This window comes from Roseitalea sp. (assembly GCF_984466335.1).
Genome location: NZ_CFIFWG010000064.1, coordinates 1 through 15559, shown reverse-complemented (window position 1 = coordinate 15559; position 15559 = coordinate 1). Strand labels below are relative to the sequence as shown.

Annotated in this window: 13 protein-coding genes; 7 read left to right on the top strand and 6 right to left on the bottom strand. The window is 69.6% G+C overall.

Going from position 1 to position 15559, the window contains the following annotated elements; genetic code table 11:
- A partial coding sequence (gene tsaD, locus AC5E6L_RS07785) for a tRNA (adenosine(37)-N6)-threonylcarbamoyltransferase complex transferase subunit TsaD (RefSeq protein ID WP_491772420.1) occupies nt 1-599 on the bottom strand: 599 nt, incomplete at its 3' end.
- A gap of 87 nt (nt 600-686) precedes the next feature.
- Between tsaD and hemC the strand changes: the two genes are divergently transcribed.
- The 6 genes from hemC to AC5E6L_RS07755 all read left to right on the top strand — a co-directional run bounded on the left by hemC (nt 687) and on the right by AC5E6L_RS07755 (nt 7387).
- Nucleotides 687-1622: a hydroxymethylbilane synthase gene (hemC, locus tag AC5E6L_RS07780; protein WP_491772418.1), complete on the top strand. Its 936-nt coding sequence runs from the start codon at nt 687-689 to the stop codon at nt 1620-1622.
- Nucleotides 1573-2367 carry a uroporphyrinogen-III synthase gene (locus tag AC5E6L_RS07775; RefSeq protein WP_491772416.1) on the top strand — a complete coding sequence of 265 codons (795 nt, stop codon included), beginning with the start codon at nt 1573-1575 and terminating at the stop codon, nt 2365-2367. The genes hemC and AC5E6L_RS07775 overlap by 50 nt, the downstream gene beginning before the upstream one ends.
- A gap of 89 nt (nt 2368-2456) precedes the next feature.
- The gene (locus AC5E6L_RS07770; RefSeq protein WP_491772414.1) at nt 2457-3902 is read left to right on the top strand and encodes a COG4223 family protein; all 1446 of its coding nucleotides are present in this window, start codon (nt 2457-2459) and stop codon (nt 3900-3902) included.
- Nucleotides 3903-3922: 20 nt separating this feature from the next.
- Entirely contained in the window at nt 3923-5734 is a 1812-nt protein-coding gene (locus tag AC5E6L_RS07765) for a heme biosynthesis protein HemY (protein ID WP_491772412.1), read from the top strand.
- 415 nt (nt 5735-6149) lie between these two features.
- Complete coding sequence (locus AC5E6L_RS07760; protein WP_491772410.1) at nt 6150-6629, top strand: tellurite resistance TerB family protein; 480 nt, start codon at nt 6150-6152, stop codon at nt 6627-6629.
- Nucleotides 6626-7387 carry a glutamine amidotransferase gene (locus AC5E6L_RS07755; protein WP_491772408.1) on the top strand — a complete coding sequence of 254 codons (762 nt, stop codon included), beginning with the start codon at nt 6626-6628 and terminating at the stop codon, nt 7385-7387. Before AC5E6L_RS07760 ends, AC5E6L_RS07755 begins: the two co-directional genes overlap by 4 nt.
- A gap of 75 nt (nt 7388-7462) precedes the next feature.
- On the opposite strand, the gene AC5E6L_RS07750 is transcribed toward AC5E6L_RS07755, so the two are convergent.
- Nucleotides 7463-8710 (bottom strand): MFS transporter, encoded by a 1248-nt coding sequence (locus tag AC5E6L_RS07750; RefSeq protein ID WP_491772406.1) that lies wholly within the window; start codon nt 8708-8710, stop codon nt 7463-7465.
- A 147-nt stretch (nt 8711-8857) separates the two neighbouring features.
- Between AC5E6L_RS07750 and AC5E6L_RS07745 the strand changes: the two genes are divergently transcribed.
- Complete coding sequence (locus AC5E6L_RS07745; RefSeq protein ID WP_491230452.1) at nt 8858-9151, top strand: YggT family protein; 294 nt, start codon at nt 8858-8860, stop codon at nt 9149-9151.
- Nucleotides 9152-9225: 74 nt separating this feature from the next.
- On the opposite strand, the gene AC5E6L_RS07740 is transcribed toward AC5E6L_RS07745, so the two are convergent.
- The 4 genes from AC5E6L_RS07740 to AC5E6L_RS07725 all read right to left on the bottom strand — a co-directional run.
- Nucleotides 9226-10071, bottom strand: coding sequence for a DMT family transporter (locus AC5E6L_RS07740; RefSeq protein ID WP_491230451.1), 846 nt, complete (start codon nt 10069-10071; stop codon nt 9226-9228).
- A 134-nt stretch (nt 10072-10205) separates the two neighbouring features.
- Nucleotides 10206-10733 carry an inorganic diphosphatase gene (gene ppa / locus AC5E6L_RS07735; protein ID WP_491230450.1) on the bottom strand — a complete coding sequence of 176 codons (528 nt, stop codon included), beginning with the start codon at nt 10731-10733 and terminating at the stop codon, nt 10206-10208.
- Nucleotides 10734-10989: 256 nt separating this feature from the next.
- Nucleotides 10990-13632 carry a pyruvate, phosphate dikinase gene (gene ppdK / locus AC5E6L_RS07730; RefSeq protein ID WP_491772422.1) on the bottom strand — a complete coding sequence of 881 codons (2643 nt, stop codon included), beginning with the start codon at nt 13630-13632 and terminating at the stop codon, nt 10990-10992.
- 119 nt (nt 13633-13751) lie between these two features.
- Nucleotides 13752-15559 (bottom strand): coiled-coil domain-containing protein (locus tag AC5E6L_RS07725; RefSeq protein WP_491772403.1); only part of this gene is annotated, 1808 nt, incomplete at its 5' end.

Here is a 15559-nt window from a genome sequence, read left to right as displayed (position 1 = left end):
AACCGGTCTGGATCGCCCCGCTCGGCCACCGTTTCGACGGCCGGGCCGCCCGGATAGCCGAGCCCGAGCAGCTTTGCGGTCTTGTCGAAGGCTTCGCCGAGCGCATCGTCGATCGTGGTCGCCCAGCGCGCATAGCGGCCGAGCCCGCAAACCAGGACGATCTGCGTGTGCCCGCCAGAGACGAGCAGCAGCAGGTAGGGGAAGGGCAGGCCGTCGGTGAGCCGGGGCGTCAGGGCATGGCCTTCAAGGTGGTTGACCGCGATGAACGGCTTGTCGCGCGCCAGCGCGATGGCCTTGCCCGTCATCGTGCCGACGATCAGCCCGCCGATCAGGCCCGGCCCGGCGGTGGCGGCGACGGCGTCTATGTCGTCCCAGCCCGCATCGGCCTCGTCCATGGCCCTCAGGACGATCCGGTCGAGCGTGTCGATATGGGCACGGGCGGCAAGCTCCGGCACCACGCCGCCAAATCGGGCATGCTCGTCGATCTGGCTGTAGATCATGTTCGACAGGATTTGCCCGCGCGCCTCGTTCTCATCGGCGCGGACGATCGCGGCGGCGGTCTCGTCACAGCTCGTCTCGATGCCCAGAACGGTCGGCATGGCTGATCCTGCGGGGGTTGATTGCCGGCTGCGGCGGTTCGGGTTAGGAGTTGGGTCGCCTATCACGGAACCGGGAGCAAGCAAACTGTGACACGGGGGTTCGGCACGGTCAGGATCGGAACGCGCGGCAGCCCGCTCGCGCTCGCCCAGGCCCATGAGGTGCGCGACCGGCTGGTGGCCGCGCACGGCATGGGCGCGCAGACGGTCGAGATCGTCGTCATCTCGACCAGGGGCGACCGCGTCCAGGATCGCGAACTCAGGGAGATCGGCGGCAAGGGCCTGTTCACCGAGGAGATCGAGGCGCAGCTGACCTCGGGCGCGATCGATCTGGCCGTCCATTCGTCCAAGGACATGCCGACCAGGCTGCCCGGCGGCCTTGCGCTGACCGCGTTCCTCGAACGCGAGGACCCGCGCGACGCCTTCGTCGGCCGCGCCGCGCCGATGCTGGATGCCCTGCCGTCCGGGGCGGTCGTGGGCACCTCGTCCCTGCGACGCCAGGCGCTCGTCCGGCGCGCCCGGCCGGATGTGACGGTGGTCGGTTTTCGCGGCAATGTCCAGACGCGCCTGAGAAAGCTCGACGCCGGCGTCGCCCACGCCACGCTGCTCGCCAATGCGGGCTTGCGGCGCCTGGGCATGGCGGACGTGGTCACCGATCTTTTTCCCTTGGAGACCTTCCCGCCGGCGCCGGGCCAGGGCGCGATCTGCATCGAAAGCCGGCAGGGCGACGCCAGGACCAATGCGCTGGTCGCGCCGCTCGACCACGAGGCCACCCATATCGCCCTTCGGTGCGAACGGGCGTTCCTGGCCGCGCTCGACGGCTCGTGCCGCACGCCGATCGCCGGGCATGCCCGCATCGATGGCGACACGGTCGCCTTTCACGGCATGATCCTGACGCCCGACGGCACCGAGGCGCACGCGATCGAAGCGACGGGCCCGGTCGGCGATCCCCAAGCGCTGGGCCGCAGGGCGGGCGATGATTTGCGCGCGCGGGCGGGTGCCGGCTTCTTCGAAAGCTGGACCTGACACGATGGCGCCGGCGCCCCGCATCCTGGTCACGCGCCCGGAGCCGGGCGCATCGCGCACGGCGGCCGCGCTTTGCGAGGCGGGTTTCGAACCGGTCGTCCTGCCGTTCACGCAAACGGTGTCGCTTCCGGTCGCCTCCCGTCAGGTCGAGGCGGCCGCCGCCTGCCAGGCGGCGGCGGTCACCAGCGCCAAGGCACTGACCCACGCGCCGCCCGAACTGATGTCCGCCTTGCGGCGAAAACCGGTCTTTGCGGTCGGGGACGCGACGGCGAAAGCCGCGGCCGCCCATGGGCTGGACGTTAGCGCCGCCGACGGCGATGCCGGCTCGCTTGCCGAACTCATCGAGGGCGCCCTGCCGCCGGAGCGCGGCGTCGCCTATCTGTGCGGACGCGTGCGGACGGGAACCCTTGAGCGCCGCCTGTCCGAAAGCGGACGCCGTTTCACCCTCATAGAAACCTATGATATTGCAAAAGTCAGTCAACTGACTGATAAGATCGAAGCCCTGACTCGACTGCCGCCGCCCGATGCGCTGCTGTTTCACTCCGGCGTCTCGGCGCAACTTTTCATCGCCGCCGCCGAGCGGCGCGATCTGTGGAAGTTCTTTGAAAAGACTGCATTTTTGGTGATATCGGATCGCGTTGCCCGGCTCTTTGAGACCCATTTGCCGGCGCGCGTCCTGGCGGCGGACGCCCCGCGCGATGCCGACATGATCGCGCTGGCGCGGCATCACGTCCCGCCGCGTTGACCCCCGCCGGCGCGATTGGCCGCTTTCGATTCCGCACCGCCGTGATAGAAGCGTCCCATGACTGGTCCCAACATGCATGGAGGGCGTTCATGGCACAGCGCGCACGGCCGTCGCAGGGCAAGGGGCGCGGCGGAACCCGCAAGCCGGTGACGATCGATCTTGAGGCCGACGGGGCCGGGGGTGCGACGGCGGCACGCGACGGCGGCACGCCGGCCGAGCCCGTGGCCATGGAGCGAACCACCGGCCCGTCCGCCGTGGGCGGCGGCGGCCGCGCGGCGGCGGGCGGGGCGAGCACGCGCGATGGCGCGGGCGGGAACGATGCGCGGCCCCTTGGGGATGAGGAGGCCGGCGCGGGCCGGCGCGGCGCCATGGGTTCCATTCTGGCTGGCCCCGTTCTGGGCGGCATCGCCGGGGCCGCGGTCGCGCTTTCCGCCGCCGCCGGCCTGCAATGGTCCGGCCTTCTGCCCGCGCCGGGATCGCGGGCCGAGCAGGTCGACCTGACGCCGATCGAGCGCGACATCGCCGCCATCGAGGCGCGCATCGCCGCACTGGACGCGCGGCAGGCGGCCGCTCCCGCCGAGGCGGGGTTTGCCGCAGAAATGCGCGCGCGGATCGATACCGCCGTTCAGGCGGCCCAAGGCGCGCGGGCCGAGACCGGCGCGACGGTGGCGGCTGTCGAGCGCGTCGCCGCCGATCTCGCCGCGCTGCAAGCGTCGGTCCGCGCCGGCGAGGCCGGCGAGGCGCCGGCGCTGAGTGCCCTGACCGAACGGCTGGACGCGCTTGAGGGGCGGATCGGCGAGAGCGCCGACGCGGGCGAGGCCCTCGTCGCGCTCGAAACGCTGCGCGGCGATGTCGAGGCCGTTCGCGGAGAAACGGGCGCGGCAACCGGCGAGACCGCCCTGCTGCGGGAAGCGGTGACGATGGTGCGCACGCGGCTCGACGAGGAGCTTGCGTCCTTGAGCGAGCGGCTCGCGGCTGCCGAGGCGACGCTGGCCGACGGCGGCGTGGATACGGCGGCCGTGGCCCGCGCCGTCGCGGCGGCGGGCCTCAAGTCCGCCATCGACCGGGGCAGCGCCTTTGCCGCCGAACTGGAGGCCTTCGCCTCGGTTGCCGGCCAGGAGGGGGCGGTCGCCGCGCTGCGCGACCATGCGGCCTCGGGCGTTCCGACCGCCGCCCAGCTCGCCGACGCGTTCGGCGCGGTCGCCAACCGGATCGTCGCGGCCGGCCAGGGCCTCGACCAGGGCGCCTCGATCGGCGACCGGCTCATGGCGAGCGCGCGCGGGCTGGTGCAGGTCCGGCCCGTCGGCGAGGTCGAGGGCGACACGCCCGGCGCGGTCGCCGCGCGCATCGAGGCGCGGCTCAAGGAGGCCGATCTCGACGCCGCGCTGGCCGAATGGGAGACGTTGCCCGATGCCGCCAGGGCGGCCTCGTCGGCCTTCATGGACCAGGTGCGCGCGCGCCGGACCGTCGATGCGCTCATCGCCGATGCGTTGTCCTCGGCCATGTCGGCGGCGCGACCGGCCGGCCGGGACTGAACACCCAGGGAGGCGCCGTCATGGTCAGGGTCCTCGTCTTCATCGCGCTGGTCTTCGCGCTCGGCTTCGGCTTTGCGTGGCTCGCGGACATGCCCGGCGACGTCGCCATCACCGTCGGCGGCCAGCTCATCTCGGTCTCGCTCATGGTGGCGGCGGTCGCCATCGTGTCGATCGTCGCCACGATCATGCTGGGCTGGTGGCTGATCCGCGTCATCTTCACCTCGCCCGACCGTCTCAACCGGTTCTTTCGCGCGCGCAAGCGCGATCGCGGCTATCAGTCCCTGTCGACGGGCATCATCGCCGCCGGCGCCGGCGACAGCGCCACCTCGCGGCGGATGCTCAAGCAGGCGGGCGGGCTGCTCGACGAGACGACCGAGCCGCTGATCCAGCTTCTCGACGCGCAGACGACGCTGCTCGAAGGCAAACATGGCGAGGCCCGGCAGAAGTTCGAGGCGATGCTGGACGATCCCGAACTGCGCATGCTCGGGCTGCGCGGGCTCTACATGGAAGCCCAAAGGCTGGGCGATCGCGAGGCGCAGAAGCACTATGCCGAAAGGGCGGCCGAGCTTGGCCCGCAACTGGTCTGGGCCGGCAGGGCGGCGATCGATCTGAAGACCGCCTCGGGCGACTGGGACGGCGCGATCAAGCTGCTCGACAGGCAAAAGCAGGCCAGGCAGATCGGCAAGGAAGACGCCGACCGCAAGCGCGCCGTGCTCCTGACCGCGCTCGCCATGGACCATGCCGAAGCCGATCCGCAAAAGGCCAGGCAGGCCGCGGTCGAGGCGCACAGGCTGGCGCCGGGTTTCGCGCCGGCGGCGGTGACCGCGTCCGAGGCCTGCTTCCGGCTCAACGAGATGCGGCGCGGCGTCAAGGTGCTGGAGACCGCCTGGCGCAAACGGCCGCACCCGGACATGGCGCTGGCCTATGTCAATGCCCGGCCTGGCGATTCCGCGCTCGACCGGCTCAAGCGCGCAAGGCGCCTTGAAGCGATCAAGCCCAACACGGCCGAGTCCTGGCTGATCGTCGCCCGGATGGCCCTGGAGGCGGGCGCGTTCGAGCAGGCGCGCAAGGCGACCGGCGCCGTTCTGCGCAACGAGCCGCGCGAAAGCGCGTTCATGCTGATGGCCGACATAGAGGATGCCGAGACCGGCGATCAGGGCAAGGTCCGCGAATGGCTGTCGCGGGCGGTCCGCGCCCCGCGCGATCCGGCCTGGACGGCCGACGGCGTCGTCGTCGAGGCGTGGGCGCCGTTCTCGCCGGTGACCGGGCGCATCGATGCGTTCGAATGGAAGGTGCCGGTCGAGCGCGCCGGCACGCTGATCGAGAACGATCTCGATCCGATGGAGCCGGGCCGTCCGGCGCTTGCGACGCCCGCCCCAATGCCGGTCGACGATGGCGCCATCGTGCCGCCCCTGCCGGCCGAGGACGCCGACATGCCGGTTGACGCCGGGACGGGGCGGGCAGCGCCCGAAGCCTCCGAGCCGTTCAGGGCGATCGGCCCGCCGGTCGATCTGGCCAGACGGGTCGAGACGGCCCGCAAGGAACGCGAGGCCGAGCGCGCCGCCGCCGAACCCGCCCCCATCGAGGCACCGGACACGGCGAGCGCCGCCGCCAATGGCGAGACCGATGCCGCGGGCCTTTCGTCCGAGGCGCCGGCCGAATCCAAGCCGGCCGCGCCGGCCGAACCGGCGCGCGCGTCCCCGGAGACCGAAACGGCCAAAACCGATGAAGAGGATGAAGAGGCGGTTCGGCCGCCCATTCCGGACGATCCGGGCATCGATCCCGATGCGGCGTCCGAACCGGACAGGCCGAAGCGTTTCCGGCTGTTTTGACGCGCGGAAACGTTCCCAACCATTTGCTTAGAGCGGTTGGTCTTTGGCTGGCATCGTCTGAGCGCCGGGATTTTGCAATCCGGCAAGGCGCGCGCAACGCCGCCCGGAGCGCAAAGGACCAAGCGCGGGCGATGTGCGGCCATCATGTGATGTCAATCGGTTGCCGGCCTCCGGCTTGGACGTCTTTTCCGCCGGCGTCGTCGTCAAAAGCCTCGCGCGATCGTCGGACCGCGCCGCGGTGTTTTCCTCGCCTCGGCGAAAAACCCTGTCCATCAAACCGCTCCCATCCAAAGACAAACCGCTCTAGTCGCAACGGCGGGCGCCAAACCGGTTCCCACTTTCGCTGGAATTGCTTTAGACTGATCCGAAAGTGCGCCGGGCCGTCTCGAACGCACCCGCAATCTGGGGTTGGGAAATGCTTGATCGGTTCCGGTCTTTTGTCCGCGAGATCGTGGGCGGCGATGAGGCGGCCAAAGGCGGGGAGCCGGACAACCCGCAGCTTGCCGCGGCCGCGCTGATGTACCATGTGATCCAGGCGGACGGTGTTTTGCGGCCGGCCGAGCGCGATCGTTTCGCCGCCGTTCTGGGCGAGGAATACGCGCTCGAACAGGGCGCGCTTGAGGCGCTGACGGAGGCCGCGCGCAGGGCCGATGGCGAGGCGGTCGACCTTTACCGGTTCACCTCGGTGCTGATGGACGCCATGAGCGAAGCCGAGCGCATCGGCTTCATCGAGATGCTTTGGGAGATGGTCTATGCGGACGGGGTGCGCCACGAGCTTGAGGACAATGTGGTCTGGCGCATTTCCGAACTGCTCGGCGTGAGCGGTCGCGATCGGGTGCACATGCGCCAGAGGGTGCAGGAACGGTTCGGCATCGCGGGTGGTGAAGAGGCATGAAGGCCGAAACGAGGAACGCGGCGCTGGCCGCTTCGCGCGCTGCGACGCCGTCCGGCGGGAAACCGGTGCTGGTCATCCTGCACCAGGCGACCTCGTCGGCCGGCCGGGTCGGCCAGATGCTCCAGGCGCGGGGTCATCGGCTCGATATCCGCCGGCCGCCGCTGGGCGACGCGCTGCCCGAAACGCTTGAACGCCATGCCGGCGCGGTGATGTTCGGCGGGCCGATGAGCGCCAACGATCCGGACGAATTCGTCAGGCGCGAGACGGACTGGCTGTCCGTGCCGCTCGCCGAGAACAAGCCCTTCTTCGGCATTTGCCTGGGCGCGCAGATGCTGGTCAACCATCTGGGCGGCACGGTCGCCGGGCGCAAGGACGGGCAGGTCGAGATCGGCTGGTATCCGATCGAGCCCACCGCGGACGGCGCGGCGCTGATGGACTGGCCGGACATGATCTACCATTTCCACACAGAGGGTTTCACCCTGCCTTCCGGCGCGGTGCGTCTGGCGGCGGCGGACGCCTATCCGAACCAGGCCTTCCGCTATGGCGACAATGCCTGGGGCGTACAGTTCCATGCCGAATTGACGCAGGCGATGATGCAACGGTGGGTGGTGCGCGGCGCGCACCGGTTCGACCTGCCCGGCGCGCAGCGGGGCCGCGACCATCTGCAAGGCCGGCTGTATCACGACCACAAGGTGCGCAAATGGCTGGCCGATTTCCTCGACATCGTCTTCGGGCGCAAATTGGCGCCGGAGCGCTGATCGGATGCCGCGTGCCCTCCTGCCGCTCGCGGGCAAGGGGACGGGCATCGGCCAGCACACCGCGCCCTATTCGCTCTATGCCCGCCGGTCGAGCCGGCGCACCTTGCGCAGTTGCGGAAACAGGAACGTCCAGCCCACCGCGATCGCCGTCGCGCTGATCCCGCCGACGACCACCGCCGGCACCGCGCCGATCCAGGCGGCGGCGACGCCGGCGCGGAAGTCGCCCAGTTCGTTGGAAGCGCCAAGAAACACCATATTGACCGCATTGACCCGGCCGCGGACATGGTCGGGCGTCCAGAGCTGGAGCACCGTCTCGCGGATGTAGACGCTGATCATGTCGAAGGCGCCGATCAGCGTCAGCGCGATCACCGAGACCCATGCGAGGCCGGACAGGCCGAAGACCACCGTGGACAGGCCGAACAGGCCGACCGAGACGAGCAGGATGCGGCCGGCATGATCGCGCACGGGAGACGCCGCCAGGAAAACGGCCATCAGCAAGGCCCCGACCCCGGGCGCGGCACGCAGCATGCCGAGCGCCCATGGGCCGGCATCGAGCACATCGCGCGTAAAGACCGGCAGCAGCGCCACCGCGCTGCCCAGGAAGACGGCGAACAGATCGAGCGAGATGGCTCCGAGCACCACCTTCTGGTCGCGTATGTAGCGCAGCCCGTCGAACAGCGAGGAGACGGTGACCCTGGTCATGTCGGCGCGTTCGGACGGCTTTGGGATCATCATCACCAGGGCGCACGAGGCGGCGAACACCAGCGCCGCCGCGCCATAGGCGACCGTCGCGCCCAGGCCGTACAGAAGCCCGCCCGCGACCGGGCCGATGATGGAGGCGGTCTGCCAGGCCGACGCGTTCCATGCCACCGCATTGGGAAAGACCCGCGTCGGCACCAGATTGACGACGAGCGACTGCGAGGCCGGCCCGAAAAAGGCGCGCGCGATGCCGAAGCCGAACAGGGCGATGAAGACCGGCAGCGGCGAGGTCAGCCCCCGCCAGGTGAACCAGACGATCGCCAGCGTGAAGCCGGTCGTGGCGATGACAGAGCAGGCCATGACCGTGCGCCGGCCGAAGCGGTCGGCGACCGAACCGGCCACCAGCATGAACAGAACCAGCGGGATGAACTGAACGAGCCCCGCAATGCCAAGATCGAGCGGATCGCGCGTCAGATCGTAAAGCTGCCAGCCGACGGCCACGATCACCATGTTGGTCGCGAACGTCGATGCGAGGCGGGCGGTCCAGTATTTGGCGTAGGCCGGATGGCGGAAGGCTTCGAAACGCCCCTTGGCCGGCCCGGTCCCGTCGTCGGGATTGCTCATGGCGTGGCGATAGGCCCTTTGCGCCGCCGACACAAAGCATTTGTTGGTGCCGCATCAACCATGCCGCCGCATGGCCGGCCGGAACGGCTTGCCGTTATGGGCGGCGGCGCCTATGTCAGAACGGTTTTGGATTCGGGGAGCGTTGGCGTGGGCCTGGCGATCATCAACACAATCCTGTTTGCGCTCGACATTTACGTGTTCATCGTGATCGGCGCTGTCATCTTCTCATGGCTTTACGCCTTCAACGTCGTCAACACATCCAACCGCTTCGTCGCGCTCCTGGGCGAATTCTTCTACAAGGCCACCGAGCCGCTGCTGAAGCCCATTCGCAGCGTGCTGCCGAACCTGGGTGGCATCGACATCTCGCCGATCGTCCTGTTCGTGGGCATCTACTTCCTGCGCCAGGTGGTCGTGAACGTTCTGGCCCCGGCGGTGATTTGAAGGGCGGGCTGGAGGGGCCGAGGCACCTTGCCATTTCCGTCCCCGTGGCTGTCCGGCGGGGTTCGTAACGGTGCTCACCTGGACATTTTGAGCATGACCGTACCGATCAGGGTCGTGCCGATGGATGCCAGACGAGCCAGGTCGAGACGCTCCTTGAGGACGAAGACGCCAAAGAGCACGGCGAACACCATGCTGGTTTCGCGAACGGCGGAGACCAGCGCCAGGGGCGCCTGCGTCATCGCCCAGATGACGATCCAGTAGGCCAGAAGCGATATCATGCCGCCGAGCATGCCGACCTTCCAGCATTTGCGCACCGACGCGAAAACCCGGCCTCGGCGCAGATGGAGCGCCAGAAGCGTGATCGGAATGCCGTTCACCAGGTGGACCCAGAACGTGTAGCTATGAGCGCTTTCGGCGAGACGGGCGCCCAGACCGTCGACCACCGTGTAGCCGGCGATGAACACGCCCGTGCCCAGGGCATAGAGCATGGCCTTGGGTGCCCTGAAGCCGGCAACACCACGCGTCAATGTCAGGCTCATGATGCCCAGCGCGATCACGACGACCGACAGGCCGGCCTGGCGGGTCAGTGTCTCGCCGACGATGGCAACGGAGACAATCGCGACGATCAGCGGCGCGGACCCCCGCGAAATCGGATAGACGTGGCTGAGATCGCCATGGCGATAGGCCTTGATCAGAAACACGCAATAGGCGGTGTTCAGGGCGGCCGAGGCTCCGATATAGGGCCAGCTTTCCGGCGTCGGGAACGCGACGAACGGGACCACCAGAACGGCGACGGCAACCTGGCTCATCATCATGATGGCGATCATGACGAGCCGGTCGGCATTGACCTTGACCAGCGCGTTCCAGGCCGCGTGCAGCAAGGCCGCGCCCAGCACCATGGCAAACACGCCCGTCGTCATATCAGGCTCCGCCAAGGGACGTGAACGCGCATTTTATGGCCGCAACGTCGCATCGCCGCCGCGATTGTCCACCCTTGTCCACCATGGGCTCCGGGCCGCCATTTGCGAACATCGGGCGGTGCCCCGGTTCCCGCCTATCGTTTCGCGCGATCGATCGCCTCGACGATCAGCCTTTGCGCCGTCGCCCGGTCCTGCCAGCCGCCCAGCTTGACCCATTTGCCGGGCTCCAGATCCTTGTAGTGTTCGAAGAAGTGCTCGATCTGTTGCAGCGTGATCTCGGGCAGGTCGGTATAGTCGGCAACGCCGTCATAGCGCCGGGTCAGCGCCGGCGCGGGCACGGCGATGACCTTTTCGTCCTGGCCCGAATTGTCCTCCATCAGCATCACGCCGATCGGCCGCACATTGATCACGCAGCCGGGCACGAGCGGACGCGTGTTGCAGACCAGAACGTCGATCGGGTCGCCATCCTCGGACAGCGTGTGCGGCACGAAGCCGTAATTGCCCGGGTACGACATGGGCGTGTAAAGGAACCGGTCGACCACCAGCGTGCCGGCCTCCTTGTCCAGTTCATATTTGATCGGCTGGCCGCCGAGCGGCACCTCGACGATGACGTTGACGTCGTGCGGGGGCTTGTCGCCGATGGCGATGGCATCGATGCGCATGACAGGTCTCCGGGCTGGAGCGTTTTCAGCGAAAGGCGTGTATCTGGCCTGACTTGGGACCGACAGGGGTGCTGCGGTACGAAAGCGCGACGACACACAAATCGCCGCACGGTAATAGCGGCGACATCGCCGCGCCGCAACACGACCTTGGGCGCGGGTGCAGGCATCGCCGCATGCACCGGACGCAGCCGTTTCAAGGCCGCGCCCTCCGGCGTCGCGCAGGATCTTGCCCCGCCAATCCGCCTCCAACAGGAAATCAGCCGCTACGGGCCTGCTCGCGGCGACGGGCGCGTATCGCCGCCTGGGCGGCGGCCAGGCGCGCAACGGGCACGCGGTAGGGCGAACAGGAGACGTAGTCGAGGCCGATGTCCTCGCAGAAGGCGATCGACTCGGGGTCGCCGCCATGCTCGCCGGTGATCGCCATGATGATGCCGGGGTGCGCGCCGCGCCCCTTTTCGACCGCCATGCGGATGATCTCGCCCACGCCCTCCCGGTCCAGATTGATGAAGGGATCGCGCTCGATGATGCCTTCGGCCAGATAGCGCGACAGGAAATGGGCCGCATCGTCGCGCGAGATGCCGAGCGCCGTCTGCGTCAGATCGTTCGTGCCGAACGAGAAGAAGTCCGCCGCGCCGGCGATCAGGTCGGCGCGAATGGCCGCGCGCGGCAGTTCGATGATGCAGCCGACCAGATGCCTGATGTCGCTGCCATGGCGCGCCTTGACGTCGGCGGCGATGGCATCGATCCGCGCGCGCAGGTGGCGCAGTTCGGCATAATAGGCCACGAGCGGCACGACGATTTCGGGGACGACCGGCGCGCCGCTCCTGTCGCCGGCGACGATCGCCGCCTCGATGATGGCGCGGGTCTGCATCTCGGCCACCTCCGGATAGCAGATGGCAAGGCGCGCGCCCCTGTTGCCGAGCATCGGGTTGATTTCGTGCAAATCGTCCGCGCGCCGGCGCAGGTCGTCGGCCGCAAGGCCCATCTCGGACGCCACCCGGGCGAGTTCTTCGGCCTCGCGGGGCAGGAATTCGTGCAACGGTGGGTCGAGCAGGCGGATGCAGACCGGACGTCCTGCCATGGCCTCGAACAGCGAGACGAAATTGTCCCGATGGACCGGCAGCAGGCGATCGAGCACGAAACGCCGCGCGCGCTCGTCGGGCGCGACGATCATCTCGCGCATCACCTGGAGGCCGTCGCCCTCAAGGAAGATGTTCTCGGTGCGCACGAGGCCGATCCCCTCGGCGCCGAAGCGGCCGGCGACCTCGGCGTCGGTGACCCCGTCGGCGTTGGCCCTCACATGCATGCGGCGCGAGGCGTCCGCCCATTGCATGAGCGTCGCGAAATCGCCCGAGAGCGGCCTTTGCACCATCGGCAGCCGGCCCAGCAGGACCTCGCCGGACGCGCCGTCGAGCGTCAGCCAGTCACCCTGGCGGACTGTGACCCCGCCGGCGCGCATCGCCTGGCGGCTCGGATCGATGCGGATCGCCGACGCGGCGGTGATGCAGGGCTTGCCCATGCCCCGCGCGACCACCGCGGCATGGGACGTCATGCCGCCGCGCGTGGTGACGATGCCCTCGGCGGCGACCATGCCGTGAATGTCGTCGGGGCTGGTTTCCGGCCGGACCAGGACCACCGCGCGCCCTTCGGCCCTGGCCCTTTCGGCCGCGCTTGAGGAAAACACCACCTCGCCCGCCGCCGCGCCAGGCGAGGCGGGCAGGCCGCGCGCGAAGAGCTGCCGCTTGGCCTGCGGATCGACGCTGGGGTGCAGCAGCTTGTCCAGGGAGGCCGGATCGACATGCAGCACCGCATCCTCGTGGCCGATCGTGCCTTCTTCGGCGAGTTCGACGGCGATGCGGATCGCCGCGTCCACCGTGCGCTTGCCGGCGCGGGTCTGCAACAGCCACAGCCGGCCGTCCTCGACGGTGAACTCGATGTCCTGCATGTCGCCGAAATGGGCTTCGAGCCTGTCGCCCAGTTCGACGAGCCGGGCAAATGCGCGCGGCATGCGCTCGCTCATGGCGCGGCCCCGCTGGCGGCCGTCCGGCAGGAGCGGGTCGGGCGTCCTCAGGCCGGCGACAACATCCTCGCCCTGCGCGTTGACCAGATATTCGCCGAAGACGCGCTTCTCGCCGGTCGAGGGGTGGCGCGTGAAGGCGACGCCCGTGGCCGAGTTCGGGCCGGAATTGCCGAACACCATGGCCTGGACGGTGACCGCCGTGCCCCAGTCGTGGGGGATGGCATGCAGCGCGCGGAAGGTGACGGCGCGCGGATTGTTCCAGCTCTCGAACACCGCGCCGATCGCGCCCCAGAGCTGGGCATGGACATCGTGCGGGAACGGCGCGTCCATGTCGTCTAGGATCGCCCGCTTGTAGGCGGCAACCAGCGCGCGCAGCGTGTCGGCGTCAAGCTGGTCGTCGCGCTCGACGCCGGCCCGCTCCCGCGCATGGTCGAGCAGATCCTCGAACAAGCCGTGCTCGACGCCGATCACCACGGTCCCGTACATCTGGATGAAGCGCCGGTAGCTGTCATAGGCAAAGCGCGCGTCGCCCGTGCGCGCGGCGAGCGCCTCGACGGTCTCGTCGTTGAGGCCGAGATTGAGGATGGTGTCCATCATCCCCGGCATCGACACGCGCCCGCCAGAGCGGACCGAGACCAAAAAAGGATCGGGGCCCGCCCCGAACGTCTTGCCGGCCGCCGCGGCGACGGCGGCGACCGCGGCTTCGACCTCGGCATGCAGCCCTTGGGGAAAATTGCGGCCGGCGGCGAGATAGTCGTGGCAGACACGGGTCGTGATCGTGAACCCCGGCGGCACCGGCAGGCCTACGCGGCTCATCTCGGCGAGGTTGGCGCCCTTGCCGCCAAGCAGGGCCTCGCCCGGCTCGCCATCGGGCACCATGCCCGGCGCGAACGCAAAGACCCGTCCTGTTTCGCCGCAAGCGTCCACGCCGCCCTCCTCAGGGGCGTCTTGTTACCGCATTGCACCATTTTGCGCCATCGGTCTTTTCGGAGGCGGCGTCAGCTCGCCTCGCGCAACCGTTCGGCGGCGCCCAGATCGACCGAGACAAGCTGGCTGACGCCCTGCTCGGCCATGGTCACGCCGAACAACCGGTTCATCCGCGCCATGGTGATCGGATTGTGCGTGATCAGCACGAAGCGGGTCCGGGTCTGCGCGGCCATTTGGTCCATCAGGTCGCAGAAGCGCTCGACATTGTGGTCGTCGAGCGGGGCGTCGACCTCGTCGAGCACGCAGATCGGGGCGGGGTTGGTCAGGAACACCGCGAAGATCAGCGCGAGCGCCGTCAGCGCCTGCTCGCCGCCGGACAGCAACGTCATCACCTGCGGCTTCTTGCCTGGCGGTCGGGCCATGATCTCAAGGCCCGCCTCCAGCGGGTCGTCGCTTTCGACCAGTTGCAATTGGGCCGTGCCGCCGCCGAACAGGTGGGTGAACAGGCGTGTGAAATGGTCCTGCACCACGCCGAAGGCCGCAAGAAGGCGCTCGCGGCCTTCCTTGTTGAGCGAGGCGATGGCCGCGCGCAGTTCGGCGATGGCGGCGATCACATCGTCGCGTTCGCCGGTCAGTTCCCCGTGGCGCCCGGCAAGCTCGCCCTGCTCCTCCTCGGCGCGCAGATTGACCGCGCCGAGCCGTTCGCGCTCGACCCTCAACCGGTCGAGCCTGCCTTCCAGGGGCCCGATCTCGGGCAGGGAATCGTCCGGCGCAAGGCCGGTGGCGGCGAAGGCCTCGTGCGGGGCGCAATGGAGCGTCTCGGCAATGCGCGCCTCGGTTTCGGCGCGCCGTTCGCCGGCCGCGGCCAGGCGCTCCTCGGCCCGCGCGCGCTCCTCGCGCGCCCCGGCAAGGGCGGCGATCGCCGCGGTCGCCGCCTTGTCGGCGGCGCGTGCCTCGGTGTCGGCTTCCGCGAGCGCGTCGGCGGCCCCGGTCCGGCGGGTTTCGGCCGCCTCGATCCGGCGCGTCAGTTCGCGGCGCTTGGCGGCCTGCTCGTCGGGCGCTTCCTCGATCTCTGAGAGCGCGGCGCGCGTTTCGGCCTGGCGCGATGAAAGCGCCTCGATCTGCGCGGCGGCGCTCTCGGCACGCAATGTCCAGCTTGCCCGCTCGCGCTCGATCGCCGCCAGACGCTGACGGCGGGCCTGCCGCTCGCGCGCCACGCCGCCATGGTCCGCGCGGGCCTCGGCGAGCGCGGCGCGGTCCGTGGCGACGGTCGACTGGGTGTGCGCGATGCCGGCATCGAGCCCGGCGACGTCGGGCTCGGCGGCGAGCGCGGCTTCGGCTTCGGCGAGGATGGCGGCGGCCTCGGACCGGTCCGCTTCGAGCCGTTCGAGACTTTCATCGAGCACGGCCCGGCGGCGCGCCAGATCGCCCGAGGCGCGTTCGGCTTCGGCAAGGGCCTCGCGGGCCGCCCGCGCCCGCCCCTGCCTCGCGCGCACCGCGTCCCTTGCTTCCCTTTCGGCGGCGACGGCCGCGGCGGTGTCGGCCTCGGTTCGCGCGAGCCGCGCGGCAACGGCGTCACGGTGGCCGCGCGCCTCGGCGATTTCCGCCTCCAGTTCGGCGAGCCTGTTCTTCTGGGCCAGCCGCTGGGCGGCGGCGGTCGGCGCGTCTGCGGTGGCGCGATAGCCGTCCCAGCGCCACAGCGCTCCATCGCGCGTCACCAGCCGCTGGCCGGGGCGAAGGCTTTCGGCCAGCGCCGCCGCGCCCGCCGCGTCGGCGACCACGCCGATCTGGGCCAGGCGGCGCGCGAGAGCCGGCGCGCCCCGAACATGGTCTCCCAGCGGCACGCAGCCATCGGGCAGGGGCGGGTCGCCGGGTGCGA